General features: G+C 58.4%; 14 protein-coding genes, 1 tRNA gene and 1 rRNA gene. 5 read left to right on the top strand and 11 right to left on the bottom strand.

Translation table 11 applies throughout. The features are described from left to right. Positions 1–77 precede the first annotated feature (77 nt). The 3 genes from rrf to SIB92_RS12410 all read left to right on the top strand — a co-directional run bounded on the left by rrf (position 78) and on the right by SIB92_RS12410 (position 1,315). Positions 78–192: ribosomal RNA gene (gene rrf, locus SIB92_RS12420) — 5S ribosomal RNA — on the top strand. 151 nt (positions 193–343) lie between these two features. Further along, positions 344–420: transfer RNA gene (locus tag SIB92_RS12415), tRNA-Met, on the top strand. A 652-nt stretch (positions 421–1,072) separates the two neighbouring features. Next, the gene (locus SIB92_RS12410) at positions 1,073–1,315 is read left to right on the top strand and encodes a hypothetical protein (RefSeq protein WP_412555834.1); all 243 of its coding nucleotides are present in this window, start codon (positions 1,073–1,075) and stop codon (positions 1,313–1,315) included. 9 nt (positions 1,316–1,324) lie between these two features. On the opposite strand, the gene SIB92_RS12405 is transcribed toward SIB92_RS12410, so the two are convergent. Further along, positions 1,325–1,990, bottom strand: a complete 666-nt coding sequence (locus SIB92_RS12405; protein WP_412552348.1) for a L,D-transpeptidase — start codon at positions 1,988–1,990, stop codon at positions 1,325–1,327. Between the two features lie 307 nt (positions 1,991–2,297). Between SIB92_RS12405 and SIB92_RS12400 the strand changes: the two genes are divergently transcribed. Continuing rightward, positions 2,298–4,796: an ATP-binding protein gene (locus SIB92_RS12400; RefSeq protein WP_412555833.1), complete on the top strand. Its 2,499-nt coding sequence runs from the start codon at positions 2,298–2,300 to the stop codon at positions 4,794–4,796. 117 nt (positions 4,797–4,913) lie between these two features. On the opposite strand, the gene SIB92_RS12395 is transcribed toward SIB92_RS12400, so the two are convergent. The 7 genes from SIB92_RS12395 to SIB92_RS12365 all read right to left on the bottom strand — a co-directional run bounded on the left by SIB92_RS12395 (position 4,914) and on the right by SIB92_RS12365 (position 14,433). Next, positions 4,914–5,480 carry a histidine phosphatase family protein gene (locus SIB92_RS12395; RefSeq protein ID WP_412552347.1) on the bottom strand — a complete coding sequence of 189 codons (567 nt, stop codon included), beginning with the start codon at positions 5,478–5,480 and terminating at the stop codon, positions 4,914–4,916. Positions 5,481–5,512: 32 nt separating this feature from the next. Continuing rightward, on the bottom strand, positions 5,513–6,574 hold the full coding sequence (locus SIB92_RS12390; protein ID WP_412552346.1) for an ABC transporter ATP-binding protein: 1,062 nt from the start codon (positions 6,572–6,574) through the stop codon (positions 5,513–5,515). A gap of 20 nt (positions 6,575–6,594) precedes the next feature. Continuing rightward, positions 6,595–8,346, bottom strand: a complete 1,752-nt coding sequence (locus tag SIB92_RS12385; protein WP_412552345.1) for an ABC transporter permease — start codon at positions 8,344–8,346, stop codon at positions 6,595–6,597. Between the two features lie 104 nt (positions 8,347–8,450). Then, positions 8,451–9,776: an ABC transporter substrate-binding protein gene (locus SIB92_RS12380; protein WP_412552344.1), complete on the bottom strand. Its 1,326-nt coding sequence runs from the start codon at positions 9,774–9,776 to the stop codon at positions 8,451–8,453. 157 nt (positions 9,777–9,933) lie between these two features. Beyond that, positions 9,934–11,178 carry a sigma-54-dependent transcriptional regulator gene (locus tag SIB92_RS12375; protein ID WP_412552343.1) on the bottom strand — a complete coding sequence of 415 codons (1,245 nt, stop codon included), beginning with the start codon at positions 11,176–11,178 and terminating at the stop codon, positions 9,934–9,936. Further along, positions 11,150–13,183, bottom strand: coding sequence for an ATP-binding protein (locus SIB92_RS12370; protein WP_412552342.1), 2,034 nt, complete (start codon positions 13,181–13,183; stop codon positions 11,150–11,152). The genes SIB92_RS12375 and SIB92_RS12370 overlap by 29 nt, the downstream gene beginning before the upstream one ends. Beyond that, entirely contained in the window at positions 13,180–14,433 is a 1,254-nt protein-coding gene (locus tag SIB92_RS12365) for an ABC transporter substrate-binding protein (protein ID WP_412552341.1), read from the bottom strand. The genes SIB92_RS12370 and SIB92_RS12365 overlap by 4 nt, the downstream gene beginning before the upstream one ends. Before the next feature lie 244 nt (positions 14,434–14,677). On the opposite strand from SIB92_RS12365, the gene SIB92_RS12360 reads away from it, so the two are divergent. Next, on the top strand, positions 14,678–15,184 hold the full coding sequence (locus tag SIB92_RS12360; RefSeq protein WP_299428334.1) for a winged helix DNA-binding protein: 507 nt from the start codon (positions 14,678–14,680) through the stop codon (positions 15,182–15,184). On the opposite strand, the gene SIB92_RS12355 is transcribed toward SIB92_RS12360, so the two are convergent. The 3 genes from SIB92_RS12355 to SIB92_RS12345 all read right to left on the bottom strand — a co-directional run bounded on the left by SIB92_RS12355 (position 15,181) and on the right by SIB92_RS12345 (position 18,048). Next, positions 15,181–16,482, bottom strand: a complete 1,302-nt coding sequence (locus tag SIB92_RS12355; protein ID WP_412552340.1) for a TRAP transporter large permease — start codon at positions 16,480–16,482, stop codon at positions 15,181–15,183. The genes SIB92_RS12360 and SIB92_RS12355 overlap by 4 nt on opposite strands. Before the next feature lie 3 nt (positions 16,483–16,485). Then, positions 16,486–17,010 (bottom strand): TRAP transporter small permease, encoded by a 525-nt coding sequence (locus SIB92_RS12350; protein WP_412552339.1) that lies wholly within the window; start codon positions 17,008–17,010, stop codon positions 16,486–16,488. 78 nt (positions 17,011–17,088) lie between these two features. Then, complete coding sequence (locus tag SIB92_RS12345) at positions 17,089–18,048, bottom strand: TRAP transporter substrate-binding protein (RefSeq protein ID WP_294119507.1); 960 nt, start codon at positions 18,046–18,048, stop codon at positions 17,089–17,091. Between the last annotated feature and the right edge of the window lie 4 nt (positions 18,049–18,052).

The raw sequence follows: 18,052 nt of genomic DNA, 5'->3' as shown, positions 1-18,052 counted from the left end.
AAGACTGGAAATCAAAAGCATACACACTACACAATCAGTGAAATGACTTGGACAACCTAACCGGGGTTTTTCCTCGGTTTGGTGATCATAGCGCGAGTGAAACACCCGGTCCCATCCCGAACCCGGCCGTTAAGCACCGTAGCGCCGATGGTACTGCATCTTAAGGTGTGGGAGAGTAGGTCATCGCCAAACCTAGTAAAAACCCCAAATATCTCTCAATCGATAAAAACAGAATACCTTCAGAACAATCAAAACGTCCTGAAGGGCGACAGATCTCAAATCCAACCGGAAAGAGATCAAACGGGCTCAAGTAGCGCTCCGCGCCATAGCCCAAAAAAAGTGTCGCGGGATGGAGCAGCCCGGTAGCTCGTCAGGCTCATAACCTGAAGGTCGTAGGTTCAAATCCTACTCCCGCAACCAACGATACAAAACGGCCTGAAGCTGCAAGCTTCGAGGCCGTTTTTGTTTGGCCTAACGCCAGCAAACCCGCCAGTTCCCCAACAAGCTCGATCTCCATGGGGCCATCTTCGTTCGGGATCAGCCGGATCTCCTCCAGCAGAGACCGGATCAGCGTGGTCGCTTCGGCTTTGGTCGCCGGGTCGTGCTGAGCCTCGGTCAGGTCGACCACCTTGTCGCGATACACATCCGAGAGGTTGGGGGACAGCAACACAGGGCTAAAAGGCTCGGTATTGACCAAGTCAGCTTTGAGTTCCCCCTTGCGCGTTTCAAAGGCCATTCGGGACCACCCAAAACCGATCAAAAAAGCTCCCTGAAGTGTGACGCTTGTTTCTCAGGCAACGCACTGCAAAATCAAACCATTCCGCTGACACAAACACTCTCCTAGGGAGCGCCGCCACGGCTTTCAAAAACCTGACGAGTAGCAACATTTCTGGACTTAAAGTGATGCTTGTGCTTGTTTTTGTCGGTTCGAGCTGTGCTGTCCATGCATGGACTACGCGCATGCGGGGCCACATAGGCTCACAAAGTTTTGTATGGCGACAGGGGCGGCTTCACGCCAGAAACAAAAACAAGAATTTGGGAGACAATTATGACAAAAAGTGTTTGGGGATCAGTGTGCTTGGCTGTTTCACTCGCAGGCTGTTCCGAACTGGGCGGCACAAATCCCGAAGGCCACCTGACCAATCTCTCTGACAATCTGGTTGCCATTGCAGCGCCGTATCAGGATCTCACCACTGTGCGGATCAACCCTGAAGACGGGTGTTATGAGTACCGGCATGTGGGGCCGGTTGAAACGACGTATCTGCCGTTGCGGGCAAAGGCCGGGAACCCGCTGTGTTCCCGACCACCGGAATAGACGCGCCGCTTAAGTCGTGGCCGTCACCGCGTCCTCAGGTGGATGCAGGACCGCTGTAGAACCGGTGGCAACGTGCTCATACAGGTCGTTGATGTGCGGCATGACCATGCGCACGCATCCCGAACTTGCCCGCCCGCCGATGGAGCTGGGCGCGGGGGAGCCGTGGATGCGCAGGTAGGTGTCTCGGTTGCCGACATAGAGGTAGAAAGCTCTGGACCCCAACGGGTTGGACGGGCCGCCGTTCATGCCGTTTTCGTGCTGCTTGTAGACAGCCGGCTCGCGTTTGATCATCTGCGCAGTCGGGGTCCAAGTGGGCCATTTGGTTTTGCGGCGGATTGTGTAGGTGCCGGGCTCGTAGAGGTTGCCTTTGGCAATGGCGACGCCATAGCGCATGGCCGTGCCGTCGTTTTGAATGTGGTACAGATACCGCGCCACCGCGTCGACATGGATGTCACCCGGCGTCAGGCCGTCGTTGGCCTTCACCCGTTGAGGCAGAAATCTGGCATGCAGGCCCCAGGGGTTTGAGGTGGCGGGATCATAATTGGCAGGGGTGACCTGTCTGTCCCAGCTGTTCCACTTGGAGCGATCCGAAATGGGGGCTGCGCTGACGGGCGTGGCAAGAGGTGCCGAGAAAAGTGCAGCGGAGGTGATTAGAAAATGGCGTCGGGTCAGCATGTCACATGCCCTTTGATGAAGAACTTTTGTGCCCAAACTTAGAAGGAATTGGGGGCGCTCAGAAGTCACATTGTTGTGTGAAAAAACCATGAAGGGGCCCAGCCGGGCGCGCATATGTCGTGCCGGTCATTTGGCTGGGCTCAGCGTGGCCCGGTTTGATTGACTAAACCTTCCCGTGTTAACCAATGAAGAACCTTTCATTTGTAAGAAAATTGGGAAATTCAAGTATTTTAGATTTTGCGCTTGAGGTCGAGAATTGGGAACTTTTGGTCGAGTAACTGCGCCATTTCGGACGTCGATTGGATTGGTGGTTCTGGCGTGTTTTCTGCTTCTCGTGACCGCGTTTGGCTCAGTTTTTGTGCGACTTTGGGAGGCAGAAACAGAAGCGTTGAAGCGAGAAGCTGTTACGGTTCGCAACACGTTTAATGCGCACAAGCAGCAACGTCTTTCCGAAATTGAGCGCTACGCGGCCTCCAATGCCGCATATCGGAACATTGACCAGTCTTTTTCACAGGCTTGGGTGGAAAACCGGTTTGGCGAAGAGTTGGCGCGGGATTCCAATTACTCTGGTGCTTTCTTGGTGGCACCCAATGGGGACCTTGTTTTTGAGAGAATCCCACAGGACGAAGGTTGGTCCGCTGCGGATGTCCAAAAGCTAATGAGTCAAAAGCAAACCTTTGCCGACATCCGAGACAATTTTTTCGCGGCCGCCCGGAGTCTGCCGGACACCGGGAGCTTTTCCGGCCATTTCCCTGCGCTCTCCAACATCGAGGTGGTGACGCTTGGCGAGGAGGTCGCGTTGGCCGCGTCCTTTGCGATTGTGCCAGATCCCGGAGGAATCCCCCTGACAGGCCAGGCGCCGCATATTTTGGTCGCGGTGTATTGCATAGACTCGGAATATCTTGGCCGCGTGCTACGGGATTTGCCGGTCTCCGATTTGCAGCTCATTCGCACTGAGCCTACCGATCAGAACAGCGTTCCCCTCTTCAGTGCGGGGGATATGGTTGCGGGTTATCTTGTCTGGCAACCTATGAGCCGGTCGATGGAAATCCTGGTGGCATCGACGCCTTTCCTGATTGTGTGTTTGGGGGTGATTTTTGCCATTGCGGTCTACTCTTTGCACCACAGCGAACGTAGTCGGTTGGTGCTTAAAAAGAGGGAGCAACTTCTGGCGAGCAAAAATCGGGAGCTGGAACGGGGAAAGTACGATTTAGAACAGGCACATGAGGATCTAAAAGCCAATCAGGCGGAGCTTTATCGGCTGTCATTGGTGGCCAAGCACGCCTCGGACAGCATCATTTTGGGTAATGCACAGGGCGAAATTCTTTGGGTGAACGACGGGTTTTCAAAGATGACCGGGTACAGCGCTGACGAGGCGATTGGTGAGAAACCCGGTAACCTTTTGAACGGGCCTGACACAGATTTTGCCACGGTTGAGAAGATCAGGGATCATATCAAACGTGGCGAAGAGTATTACACGGAGGTTCTGAGCTACACCAAATCCGGCACGCCGTATTGGGTGGAGGTCAATGTCGTGCCGGTTCTGGATGATACAGGCGCTGTTGAGTTTATTGTCGGCGTGGAGCGCGACATCACCCATGCCAAAGCACATGCGCGTGAGTTGGCCGACGCGAAGGTCGCAGCAGAGCAGGCGGATCGTGCGAAGTCTGAGTTTCTTGCCAATATGAGCCATGAAATCCGGACCCCGATGAACGGGATTATGGGCATGGCAAACCTCCTGGCAGACAGCGCGTTGGGAGCCGAACAGCAGGCCTACGTGGACATCGTCCGCAGCTCTTCCAGTGCCTTGTTGAAAATCATCAATGACATCCTGGATCTGTCACGGCTTGAAACGGGTGAGGTCGAGATCGCAAACGTTGATTTTGATCCGCGCGGTTGTGTCGAGGCCTCGGTGCAGTTGCTGCGTCCCAAAGCGGAAGAAAAGGGGATTTCGCTGACGGTGACCTATTCCGAGGACCTGCCGCGCCGGGTGCATGGGGACGATGGGCGGTTGCGCCAGATTCTTGTGAACCTAGTTGGCAATGCCGTGAAGTTCACCTCTGAGGGGACTGTGACGGTGCGTGTCACGGCGACTGATTGGGAGCCTCACCAACTGAGTGTTGCGGTGGAGGACACCGGGATTGGCATTTCCGAGGAAAATGCGGGCCGCATTTTTGATCGGTTTTCTCAAGCCGATTCAGCCACCACGCGCGCCTATGGCGGGACCGGACTGGGGTTGACCATATCCAAAGTTCTGGCAGAGCGCATGGGGGGCGACATCACTTTGCGGTCTGAGTTGGGCAAAGGCTGTTGTTTCACCCTGCGCCTGCCGTTGGCACCTGCGCAAGAGCCACGTATGTCCCTTGTGACCAAAGGGCTTCCTAGCGCGACAAGGCAACTCTCGCCTGGTTTGGTTCTGTTGGCGGAGGACAATCGGGTGAATCGCCTATTGATCCGCAAATACCTGAGAGACCAACCCCTGGACCTCGTCGAAGCAGAGGACGGCCGTGAGGCCGTCACCTTGTGTCAAGAATTGCAGCCCGACATTGTGTTGATGGATATGTCCATGCCAGAGCTGGATGGGCTTTCCGCAACACGCGAAATCCGGGTTTTGGACATCCCCCAGCCCACTATTGTGGCCTTAACAGCCAATGCTTTTGAACGTGACCGTCAAGCGTGCCTGTCCGCTGGTATGGACTATTTTCTATCCAAGCCGATCGACAAAAACAGGTTGCTGCGGACCTTGGCTGGGCTTCAAGTCGACAGGCCGGAACGGGTCATGAACAGCCCTCTTGAGGGGCGGTGAAAGTGTGCTCGATCTAAGTTTTCTGCGACGCCCTGGGGGCTACTTCTGACTGTCGCCTCTTCTGCCAGCGTGCATTTTGCCAGTTTTTGCGTCAGCCCCCTTCGATACGATCCTCCCTTAGACACGCGCTGAAACAGACGACCATAGCGTTTCAACGCCAGCCGACATCTCGTAAACGGCCCCCTGAGGACGATCCAGGGCTTCAATTTCGGTCCGGCTCAGGTCGCGAAGCAGGCCACGTATCATGCAAAGCGTCACGGAGTGCGACACGACAATGGTTGGCTGCTCCAGGTCGGACAGAAATTCCACACACCGCGCACGCAAAGCGTCGAAACCCTCGCCCTTCGGCGCGGTTAAAAACAGGCGCATCAGGTCTTTGTCGTGAAATTTGGGGGGTGCCCCACAGATTTCTTTAAAGGTCTGGCCTTCCCAGTCGCCGGCGTTGATTTCGGCGACACGTGGTTCCAAGCGGGGAAGTTTGCCAACGGCAGAAAGTGCGATCCGGGCGGTTTCCTGCGCCCGCCCCAACGGACTGCAAACGGCATCGAAACCCTCGATGCCGTTGATCTGCTTCAGGATCTCCCCCTGTTGGCGGGCTTGCGCCCGCCCCAGGTCCGTGAGCGGAGAGTTTTTGCGGCCCTGAAGCCGGCCCTGCCGGTTCCATTCCGTTTCGCCATGGCGCAACAGGAGCAGGCGCGGGCCGGTGTAACGAAAGCTCATGAGGCCACAATCACCGCTTCATTGGTGTTGACCTTCAGGTGCACGTCGCTTCCGGTGTCGCGCCAGTCATGGCCCACATGGTGGAACTGATCGACAATCATTTCCGTGCCGGAGGTGCGCACGATGTAGCGCACCTGGCTGCCCATAAATTCGCGGTGCAGGATGGTGCCGGGCAGGGTGTCAGCCGCCGCCTGATCGACAATCTGCATGTTTTGCGGTCGCAGAACAATGGAGCCTGCCCCGGCGTGCCCGTCGCTGAGCGGCAGCACATCGCCCGCACTGGTACGGAAGCGTTTGGCGCTGCCGTCGGTTTCGACCTGACCGCCAAGAATATTGGCCGTGCCAAGAAACTCCGCCACAAATAGGTTTTGCGGGGTGTCATAGAGCTCTTGTGGCGTGCCGATTTGTTGGATCACGCCCTTGTCGAGCACTGCCATGCGATCCGCGGTGGTATTGGCCTCTTCTTGATCGTGGGTCACAAAGATGGTTGTCAGGCCAAGTTTGCGCTGCAATGCCAGAAGTTCCCGGCGCATCTGCACCCGAAGGCTGGCGTCCAGGTTGGACAAGGGTTCATCCAGCAACAACACTTCCGGTTCCACCACGACGGTACGGGCAAGGGCGATCCGCTGTTGTTGCCCACCGGAGAGCTGGTTGGGCATCCGGTCTGCCAAATGGCTTAGACCGACAAGCTCAAGCGCGGCATCCACACGCGGGGCAATCTCGGTGCTGGGCACTTTGCGTTCCTTGAGGCCAAAGCCGACGTTGTCGCGCACCGACATATGTGGCCACAGCGCATAGGACTGGAACACCATACCGACATTGCGTTTCCACGGTGGCAGGCTGACCACATCACGACCGCCAATGCGGATGCTGCCACGTGGGGTCGGGCCGAAGCCCGCAATCGAGCGCAGTAGGGTGGACTTGCCGGACCCGGAGGGACCTAGGAAGGCGAAGAATTCGCCCGGTTGGATGTCGAGGTTCACCCCGGTCAACACCTCGGTTTCGCCAAAGGAGAGGTGCAGATCGCTGATTTCAATTCCGACCATTTGATTTGTCATAGTTCTTTACTCCCGCACCCTTAGTGCGACTGATCCGTGGATTTGAATTTTTTGTCGCGCTCAATCATCAGCTGCGACAGGAAGGTGCCGAGGCCAACGATGATGACAGCAACCACACCAAGGGCTGCGCCAGCGCCACGTCCGGACGGCGTTTGCATGAAGAGGTAGATGCCATATGCTAGCGGCGCGTCACTTTCCGAGCTCACCAGCATGATGGTGGCGGAGAGTTCTACCGCCGCGGTGGCAAATGAGGTCACAAAGCCTGCCAGGATGCCGCCCGACATCAGCGGGATCACAATCCGGCGGATGGTGGAGCTTTTGGTGGCGCCAAGGCTTTCTGCAGCTTCTTCCAGTGCCAGGGACACCTGTTGCAGCGCGGCTGTGCAGGCCCGCAGAGCATAGGGCAGACGCCGGATCATCAGAGCAAGCGCAATGATCACCCACCAGCTGGCCATCGGTTTGTCGGTGAACGGGATGTCGATGGAGTGGAACACGCGCAGGTAGCCAATGCCCAGCACCACACCCGGCACAGCCAGCGCGGCGGTGGCGAGGTAGTCCAGTGATTTGCGGCCCCAGATGCCGGTGCGGATCACGATATAGGCAATTGCAGTGCCAATGATCACGTCCAGCACAGCTGCGATACCCGCATAGATCACCGTGTTGGCTATGAACTGCTTCGAGTTCTCCCACATCACAATGTAGTTCTGAATGGTGAAGCCGTCCGGCAGAGGCGCAAAGCTCCAGATGGTGGCAAAGCTGAGCAGGGTCAGGCCGATGTGCGGGCTGAGCACAAGCAACAGGATCAGGCCAACCACTGCATAAGCGGCGACTTTTTCACCGGTGCGCAGGTCACGTTTCGACAGGCCACCGCCGCCTTTTTGCACGGTGGAATAGTCTTTGCCACGCATCACCAGGAAGGACGCCCAGAGCGAAAAGATCGAGAAGGCCACCAGGATGAAGCTGATCACATAACCCATCGGATCGCTGATCCCGATCGAGCTGATCCGCAGGAAGGCCTGTGGCGCGAGCATATTGTTCACGTTGAGCAGCAAGGGCGTGCCGAGATCATCAAACACCTTGATGAACACCAGCGCGGCGCCTGCGATGTAGCCTGGCATGGCCAGCGGGAACACAATCCGGCGGAACAGGCGCATGCCTTGAGAGCCGAGGTTTTGTGCGGCCTCTTCCATTGAGCGGTCGATGTTGCGCAGGCTGGTGGAGAGGTTGATCAGGATAAACGGGAAGTAGTGGATCGACTGCACCAGAATGACGCCGTTCAGCCCCTCCATGAAGGGGATGTTGACGCCGAATTTCTCTTCCATCAGCAGGTTGAGCGTGCCGTTACGGCCAAAGATCAGCTGCATCGCCACCGCGCCGACAAAGGGCGGCATGATCAGCGGGATGAAACCGAGACTTTGGATCACCACTGACCCGGCAAAATTGAAGCGGGTGGTGATATAGGCCAGCGGCAGGGCGATGACGGTGGCGACCACCACGGACATGGCGGAGACGTAGAACGAGTTCCAGAAGCTTTCGCGGAACAGTGAGGTGCGGAAGAAGTCCACAAAGTTCTGCAGCGTCAGTGCGCCGGTGTTGGGGTCCAGAAAGGCAACGTAGATCACCTGAAGGACGGGAATGATCAGCAAGCCGATCAGCAGGATGGCAATGATCAGCGCGGCGGCATGAAGCCCGGACACGCGCGGAAAGATCGACGCCGGAAGACGGTCAAGCAGAGACGGACCGCCGTTGGAGTGCGGCGAGGCATTCGACATGGGAAATTACCCGAGAATTTAGAGGAGAGTGGCTTTGGTGCGGGGAGTGACCTACACCAAAGCGCGGGAAACAGGGCGGCGACACGCCGCCCCGGGAGGTGCCGTTACATCGCGGCGGCTTTGTCCGCCAGCTCTTTGGCTTTGCGGTAGTTTTCCACCACCATGGCGTCCCACTGCTGTTCAACTTCCGCTTGGCGTTCGCCAACAGTGTCAGAGGCTTTCTTACGCTTCTTGGTGAAGATGCCCGCGAAATCCGCGTCCAGAGACTTGGCTTCGTCAATCGGGTTGGCATCAATCAAGGCGCGTGCTTCTGCAATCAGCGCCTTGGCCTCGGCATTGTCGCCACCGGCGTGTTTGGCTTCGGCCTGTTGCACCGCGCCAACGGCGGCTCGCAGGTCGTCCAGACGGTAGGTGATCATCACGTCAAACATGGAGTTCACCAGATTGTAGCGCGCGCCGGATTTGGCAACGTCAAACTTCACCGCCGCCCCGATCGAGCCGTCCTCAAACGGGTTTGGGAAGCCCTCGGGTGCGTTTGCGTAGGTCGCCGGGTTGATGGGCAGACGCATGATCGCCGGGTCCAGCAATACTTCTTGGCCTTCCGGTGTCAGCAGGTACTCAACAAAGGTCTTTGCCGCTGCCTCGTTTGGCGCGTTGCTCACCACACCGATGTTGGCGGGTACCAGCGCGGTCACTTCCGGGTAGGAGAAGTCCACCGGGAAACCGGAGGCTTTGGAGCTGAAGCCAAAGAAATCGATCACGATGCCAAGGCCGAAGTTGCCGGTGTTTACCCCATCCGGCACCCCAAAGGAGCGCTCGGTCACGGTGGAGAAGTTGCCAGCGATCCATTTCCATTCAGACCAGCCTTTGTCCCAGCCTTCACCCTGCAGCACGGTCTCTACGGTCAGGTGGGTGGTGCCGGAACGGGATGGCGCGGACATGCCCACGTGGCCGTGATAAGCCGCGTCTTTCAGGTCCGCCCAGTTTTTGGCGGGCTCCAGCTTCTTGGCCTTCAGGTAACGTTCGTTCCACATGATGCCGTAACCGGCGGCGGCAAAACCGTAGTACTTGCCATCAGGATCGTTCATCGGATAGGCGCCGATTTTCTCCGGGATGCCGTCAGAGTTGATCTCAACAGAGGCCAGCAGCCCGTCGCCTTTGAGCACCTCAAATGCGTCCGGCGCGGAGGCCCAGAAGATGTCCGCCGTGTTGGCGTCCGAAATCTCTTGAATGTACTTCACACCTGCGGAGGTCTTCTTGTTCAGGATCTCCAGATCAATGCCCGGGTTGGCCGCTTCAAAAGCCGCCTCAATTGGACCGGTCATCGAGTTGGGGAACGAGGTGACCACAACCACCTTGTCCGCCGCAAAGGCTGCGGATGCGGAGCTCAGGGCCAGAGCGGCCACAGATGCGCGAAAAGTTCGTTTCATATTTTCCTCCCATGGATGGGCCACACAAGTATAGCCCAACAATGGCCAAACCCTAGCGAGCCAATCTCGAAAGGCTCAACGGATGATTTCGAAACCGTTTTGATTGTGGGTTTGGGTCAAATTTGACACGTGTAATTGTGTCAAATTTGACCGATTTTTAATCGATGCCGCAGTGCTTCAGGCGCAGGTAAAGCCGTTTGCGCGGGATGCCTAGCAACTCTGCCGCCGCCGCCTTGCGTCCACCGCTTTGAATCAGCGCGTTGCTAAGCAACTCGCGCTCGTGCCGTAGCATGGCCTCGTCATAGGTTTCCGTAACGGCCGCAGAGGCTCGTTCGTCCAGACGCACCGTCAGGCCCACCACCAGCTTTTCGGCCACATTGCGCAACTCACGTACGTTGCCGGGCCAGGAGTACTTGCCAAGCGCATCCAGATCCGGCACCGGCAGCGCCTTTTGGGATTTGCCATGGCGCGCGGCGGCGCGCTGAATGAAGTGGTCCAGCAGGACAAACACATCCCGCCCACGCTCCTTGAGCGGCGGCATTTCGATCTGGGCCACATTGATCCGGTACAGCAAATCACTTCGCAGTTTGCCGTCAGCCAGAAGCTCCTCTGGCTTCTGACTGACAGAGGCCACCACGCGCGGCGCATCGGCGCTGTCAAAAATCCGCAGCAACTGCGCCTGCAATTGATCGGACAGGGCTTCCACGTCCTGCAAATGCAACGTGCCGCCCGATGCCCGCGCCACCGCGCCGCCGTCCTCAAACAACGTGCGCTCAATGGTGTCTTGCGATACGGCGGAGCAATTCACCACGACAAAGGCGCCACCGGCATTGGGGGACAGATCGTGGATCGCTCGAGCCGCCGCGGTCTTGCCCGTGCCGTCCTGCCCCCACAACAACACATCCACCTGTAGTGGCGCCACCGCTTGCAGGTCACGCCGCACAAACCGCATGACTTTGGAACGCCCCACAAGCCGTTCTTCCAACGGCAACGTATCGCGTGTCTTGTGTTGCAGGTTGGTTAGCTCGACCTGCAGGCTGCGCATTTTCAAGGCCCGCAAAACCACCTGATGCAGGTGATCCGGATGCACCGGTTTTTCCAAGAACTCGAACGCGCCGTTGCGCATCGCCTGTACCGCAACCGGCACATCTCCGTGGCCGGTGAACAGGATCACCGGCACATCCGGCGCAAGCCGTTTGACCTCTTCCTGAAAGGCCAACCCGTCCATGCCGGGCATGCGAATATCGCTGAGCACCACGCCGGGCCACTCCGGGTCAAGCGCCTCCAACGCATCCGCTGCGCGGGCAAACCCTTTGGCCGCCAGTTTGTGTTTTTCAAAGGTGTCCAGAACCGCGTCGCGCAGATCGTCGTCGTCATCCACCAAAATTATCTGCGGCTGCATCTGCTCCCCCTGTGCGTAGAACAAGCGTTGCCGTTGCGCCCGGCCCGTCCGTGTTGGGGCTCAGTTGCAAGTCGCCGTTCAGGTCTTTCATGATGTTGTAGGAAATCGACAAGCCCAGTCCCAGCCCCTTTCCAACCTCCTTGGTGGTAACAAAAGGGTCCAGCGCTTCGGCAGCGGGGATCAGATCAAACCCAGCCCCATTGTCGCGCACCGCGAGATGCACGGCGTTGTCGATCAATTGGGCGCTGATGGTGATTTGGCCTGGCCGCTCTGCTTGCTGGGTGGCATCGAGCGCGTTGGATAGGATGTTGACCAGCACCTGTTCGATCAGAATTTTGTCCCCGATCACAGTCAATTGAGGTAGGTCATCTGCCACCGTGATCTCGGTGGCTTCCTGCGCAATCCGTGCTTTCAAGAGCGCCAGAGAGTCGCTCACCAGTTCATCCAATGGGAGCCTGTCCTCGCTGAACTCCGAGCGCCGCGCAAAGTTGCGCAGATAGGCAATCGTGCGGGTCATGCGCTCAATCAGGCCGTCCAGACGGGACAGCTGCCGCGCGGTCATCTCGGCATCGCCTTCGGTCACATAGTCGTCCAGCAATTGCAAACGGTGCTGCATCGCGGCCAGCGGCTGGTTCAACTCATGGGCAATGCCAGCCGACATCTGTCCCAGCGCGGCCATCTTCCCTGCCTGGATCAATTCCATCTGGGTTTGTTTGAGGGTTTCCACCGCGCGGCGGCGTTCCTGCACTTCGGTTTCCAGTGACATCAGCGCCGCATCGCGCGTTTGAATGGAGCGTTCAAACTCGGAAATCGCCACGGACAGTTGCACAATTTCGTCGTCTTCCTTGTTGGGCGGCAGCATCAGGTTCTGGCCCTGAGCAATGTCACTCAACCGTTTGGTCATCCGCCGCAGCGGACGCACAATGCCGGTGCGAATATAGCCAAACAACACGCCAAACCCGATCATCGCCGCCAGCGCGGTCAGGCCAATCAACCACCGGATGGCCAAGGTGGTGTCCTGCCGCGACCGCTCGGTTTGCGCCAAAATCCGCGCTCGCTGGTCCTGGCCCGCAGCCGACAGGACAAGTTGCAAATTGCCCAGGTCGGTTTGCAGTGCTGCGAGGCTCGCAAGCATATCGGTTTGCGCGTCCAGCCACGCCAACCGCAGGCGAAACACGCCTGTCTCATTGGTTGCAACCGGCACCAAGGCCTCAACCGATTGCCGGAGTGTGGTCAGTTCTGGCTTGTCCTCAAGCTGGGTCCGCAGACCAGCAATGCGCACCAAGGCATCGTCCGTCAGCCCTTGCAACTGCGCCAGCCGCTGTCTGTTTTCCGCCACCGCCGCCTGAAAAATCAACGTCACCGTGTTGGCCGTGCTGTCCCCCAACCGCCGCACGGTGTCGCGCTGTTGGCCTTCGTTTTCGATCAACCGCGCCTGCCGCGCACGAAAATCCGGATCGGCGCTGGTCACCAGACTGCTCATCGCTATCGAGATGTTGAAGGCAAAGTCACTCAGCAGCGGGTCGACCTCATCCTGGACATCCGCATTCAACCACCGCAGCGCATTAAGCTGTGTGCCCATATCGCGCTCCGCCTGCCCAATCGCCCCCTGAAGCCTCTGGATCTGCGCCAACCCCTCACTCACCCGCGCAACAATCTCCGGCGCCTCCCCGGTGCCTTCCGTTTGTGAAATCGGGGCCAGACTGGCCGTCAGACCGGAAACGATCTCACCCAATTCCAATTGCGCCGCCGTGTCCGGCGTGCCGCTTTGCCCCACAATCTGCGTCGCCACAGTGGACAGCTGCGCCGAATACTCCGCCAGGGCACTCACCGCAGCCAGCGCCGGGATCTGTTCGGACGCAATCGCCGCATAATCGCGCTGCGCCTTCAGGAAAAACAAGATCGACACCGCCAACACCAGCCAGACCGTCAGGATGATGCCAGAGATCGTGAGCAACAGCCGGTTCCACACCGACGCGCGGGTCAAAACACGTGGCAGTCTCATTCGTTGCGCACCAAAGCGTTGGCCCGTTCGACTTCCAATACCCGCAACAAATCGTCCGCCTCGCTCAGCAAAGCCTGCGAGGCCGCGCGCCACTCTTGCAAACTGGCTTCTTGCCGCTCGGACAATATGGCAAAGGCATTGGCATTGGTCGCCCGCCCCTCGTTGCCCACCGCATCTTCGGCAATCGGCATGGTGGTCAGCAGACGGCGAATGTCATGCATTGCCACGCTTGGCGCGGCCTGCTCCGCCTCCAGAACCCGCAGCCTGCGCCATGCCTCCCGACGCGCGTCAAACACCTCAAACACAAAGGCATCAAACAGCGCATTCACCGCCCAATACCGCTCACTCGCCAGCGCTGCATCATACTCCAGCCAGTTCAGCGTCAGCGCATCTTCCAGAACCTGATGATAGGGCGCGTTGGCCTCGGCCCGGATATGCGCGGCATGAGGCGTGCGGGCAATCTCGGGCGTCATCAACAGCCGCTGCCCCGCGTCAGAAATCACAAAGTCCACAAAAGCCCGGGCCTGTTCCGGCGCCTTGCCGTCCGCCAAAACCGCAATCCGCGCGGTGGTCACCATAACTGGCGTGCCGTAGACAAAGCTCAGGTCTTCCTCGGCGCGGGAGTGGGCGAGAAAGTCGATGGTCAGCCCTATGTCAAACCGCCCGTTTGCCACGCCATCCAGTACCGTGAAACTGCGTGCGGTAATGGTGCTCAAATTGCCTGCCAGCTCCAGCAGATAGGCCCAGCCCTCTTGCCAGCCCCGTACCTGCAAAGAACGTTCCAGCATCATATGCGTCGACCCCGACCGTGAAGGACGGGCAATGGCAATGGCGCCGGCCTTCTCCGGAGCCAATAACGCATCCCAATCTGCAGAGGCGGCAGCCGTGGCGCTTTGTTTTTGGGTCCACCCCAAAGCGGAGTAGGCAAAGGAATGCACATCCGCTTCACCGGTGGCCGCTACAGTCGCCAGATGCCCGTTCTGTTTTAATAACTCAAAAGCTTCCGGTGAGGAGGACCAAAACACATCAAATTGCCGCTCGTTGCCGCGTAGGATTTCATCCACTGAAGCGTTGGTGTTTTTGTTGAGCGTGATGACGTCGACGTCCGGGTGATGCTTGGAAAACGCCGTCACAAACGGCTGGTAAAAACCGGGTGGCATGGAGGTCAAAACCCGGAGCTGGTCGGCGCAGAGTTGCGTGCCCAGAAGGCTCACCACTAGCGCGGCCAAAGCGGTCTTGCCGCTTTGCATACCTCGCCGCCGTGTCCCTAAGAGTGTCACCTCATCTCCCCCATACACGCCTGGAATGGCTCCTTGTACCGGCCTCGGACGCGTGTCGAGGCAGCATAACGTGCGATCGCGGGCTGGCAACCGGCCATGTGAGGCGCATCTATCGTTGGGAAAAATTCAAAGAAACTGCCCATTTGCATGTCGGGTAAAAGGTCGTGTACGCTGAAAACACGCTGGCAATTTACCGATATGATGAGGTCATACCATGGAAAAACGACGCATTGTCTCTTCGCGCCACCTTGCCGAAGGCGACGGCTGGGAAGCCTCGGAAGTCGAATACGGCATGATCATTGCCTACAACGCGTTTTCGCGTTGGATGACCCGCTGCATGGCAGCGGCGGGCAACGCGGATATGACACCGCTGGAAATTCTGGTGCTGCACAATCTCAACCACCGGGATCGGGACAAGCGTCTAACGGATATTGGTTTTCTGCTGAACATCGAGGACAGCCATACCGTCAACTACGCGCTCAAAAAGCTGTTGAAGATGGGGCTGATTGAATCCGAGAAACGCGGCAAAGAAGTATTCTATCGCCCGTCTGAGGCCGGAATTGCACTATGCGAAGACTATCGCACCGTGCGCGATCGCTGCTTTGTCGAGGGGCTGTCGCGTCTGGATATGACCGGAGACGACATGCGTGACATCGCCTCCAGTCTACGTTTGTTGTCCGGCCAGTATGATCAGGCCAGCCGGGCCGCCGCCTCGCTTTAGCGGCTCATCAATTCTGGCAGGTAGGTCACGATCTGCGGGAACACCGCGATCAGACCCACACCCACCAGCAGCAACAGGAAGAAGGGGAAGGCCGCCTTGGCCACCTCCAGGATGTTGATGCCAGTCATGCCTTGGATGACAAACAGGTTGAAGCCCACCGGCGGGGTGATCTGGCTCATCTCCACCACGATCACGAGGTAGATGCCAAACCACAGTGGGTCGATGCCCACGGCGGCGATCATCGGCATGATAATGGAGGTTGTCAGAACCACCACTGAAATGCCGTCCAGAAAGCAGCCGAGGATGATGAAGAAGATGGTCAGCGCAAACAGCAACATGGGGGCAGAGAGGTTCATCTCGGCGATCCATGCAGCGAGGTTGCGTGGCAGGCCAGTGAAGCCCATAGCCACGGACAGGTAGGCTGCGCCCAGCAGGATAAAGGCAATCATGCAGGAGGTGCGCGTGGCCGACAGCAACGCATCCATGAAAAGCTTCCAGCTAAATCCGCCGGAGAGCCATGCCAGCAATGTCGCCAGTACCACACCCAAGGCCGCAGCGTCTGTGGGGGAGGCCAGTCCGGTGTAGATCGAGCCGATCACGCCAATGATCAGCAAGGCCACAGGGATCAGATTGCGGGAGGCTTTGATGCGCTCTGCAAAGCTAAACTGTTTGGCCTCTTGAGGGATCAACTCGGGGTTCATCCAGGCGCGCACGGCCACATAGCCTGCAAAGAGGGTGATCAGCATGAAGCCCGGCAACACGCCTGCAATGAACAGGCGCGCAATCGATTGTTCGGTGGCGACGCCATAGACGATCAGGATGATTGACGGCGGGATTAGCAGGCCAAGCGTGGCCGAGCCCGCAAGCGTGCCGAGGATCAGGCTCTGGGGATAGCCACGCTCGGTCAACTCCGGCACGGACATCCGGCCAATCGTGGCGGCTGTGGCAGCGGAAGAGCCGGAGACGGCAGCAAAGATGGCGCAGCCAAAAACGTTCACATGCAAAAGCCGCCCCGGCGCGCGGCCCAGCCAAGGGGCCAGACCGGAGAACATGTCGTTGCTCAGGCGCGAGCGTAACAGGATTTCTCCCATCAGAATGAACAAGGGCAGGGCGGTCAGTGCCCAGCTGTGGGAATGTCCCCAGAAGGTGGTCGCCAGCACCAGTCCGGCGGGGGCGTTCGAAAAGGCCAATAGCGCCACAAGCGCAACAACACCCAGCGAAATCGCCACCCATAGGCCCGCGGCGAGACAAACCAACAAAAGACCCAGCAGGATCAGAGCAATCAACGGATCAGCCATGGCTTAGACCTCATCTGGGGTGTTGAGCACCGAGGTGCCGGTGGTGATCAGGTCGACCAATGTGTGTAGCAGGGCAACCAACAAGAGCCCCATGCCAAAGGTCATGGCGGATTGCGGCAGCCAAAGCGGCACTGGAATGATGCCGTTGGACACATCGCCATAGTGCAGGCTTTCCAGCACCAGCGCGCCGCTGAAATAGAGCGCGTATCCAACAAAGACGCTGGCGACGGTGAGGGCGAGGAATTCAGCGATAAGCACAACACGGGGAGACAGGCGCTGCACCACGAGGTTCACGCGAATGTGCCCGCCAGAGCGCAGAGTGTAGGCCATCGCAAGGAAGGTGGCCCCCGCGAGCATAAAGCCTGCGAAATCTGCGTAAGACGGGATGGTTGAGGGCAACACGCCGGGCATCAAACGGCCCATACCGTTGAGCACAATCTGCGCACTGATCAACAGGCATATCGCCAGGATCAGAAAGGCGCTGAGCATCCCTGCGGCCTTGTAGGTTGCGTTTAGAATTCGGCGCATGACAAACCTCTCCCCATCGGTTTGGTGGCACAAAAAGACCGGCGGCACGCGGTGTCGCCGGTCTCTCGTGAGTGGTGGTTATTGCTGGTATGTGGTCAGGATCGACAGTGCGGCGTCAGACGCGTTGGCTTTCCAGTTGTCCAGCATTTTGGTGCCGATGCCCTGCAGGCCTTCGACCAGTTCTGCGCTGGGCTCGTAAACGGTAATGCCGTTTGCTGCGAGCTCGGCAGTTTTCGCCTCAGCTTCCGCTGCAGACATTTCCCAGCCGCGGGTTTCTGCGGTGGCGGCTGCCGCCAGAACGGCCGCTTTGGTGTCATCGCTCAGCTTGTCAAACACACGCTGGTTCACAACCACGATGTTCTTAGGCACCCAGGCGTTGATCGGGCTGTAGTGGGTCACAAAGTCCCACGCGGTGGAGTTCACGCCAGTGGACGGCGAGGTGATCATCGCCTGCACCTGACCGGTGGAGAACGCCTGTGGAATGTTGGAGGCCTCAACCTGTACCGGCGCGGCACCGGCCAGCGTGGCAAACTCTTCCAGCGCCGCGTTATACGCACGGAAACGCAGACCGTTCAGGTCGTCCACAGTGGCAATCTCGCCGTTGGTGTAGAGACCCTGCGCCGGCCATGGCACGGAGAACAGCGGCACCAGGCCTTGCTCGGCCAGCAGCTCAGTCACAACTGGCTTTTGCGCGTCCCAGAGCTTCTTGGCTTCGTCATAAGAGGTCGCCACCAGCGGCTGGCTGTCGATGCCATAGGCCAGATCTTCGTTGGACAGGCGGGACAGGAAGAACTCACCAGCAGGCACCTGTCGCGAGCGCACGGCGTTTTTAATCTCCGCGTGTGGGATCAGCGAGCCCGCGCTGTGCAGGGTGATGTCCAGATCGCCATTGGTGGCTTCACGCACATCATCGGCAAATTGCGCGATGTTCTGTGTGTGGAAGGTGCTGTCGCCATAAGGCGTCGGCATGTCCCAAGCATCAGCAAATGCAGGCGCGGCGCAGGCCAGCGCCGCCGAAAAGGCGATTACATGTTTCATAGGT

The sequence above is a fragment of the Shimia sp. MIT1388 genome (assembly GCF_047124445.1).
In the GTDB taxonomy this organism is placed as follows: Bacteria; Pseudomonadota; Alphaproteobacteria; order Rhodobacterales; family Rhodobacteraceae; genus Shimia.
This window is presented reverse-complemented; position numbering and strand designations above follow the sequence as displayed.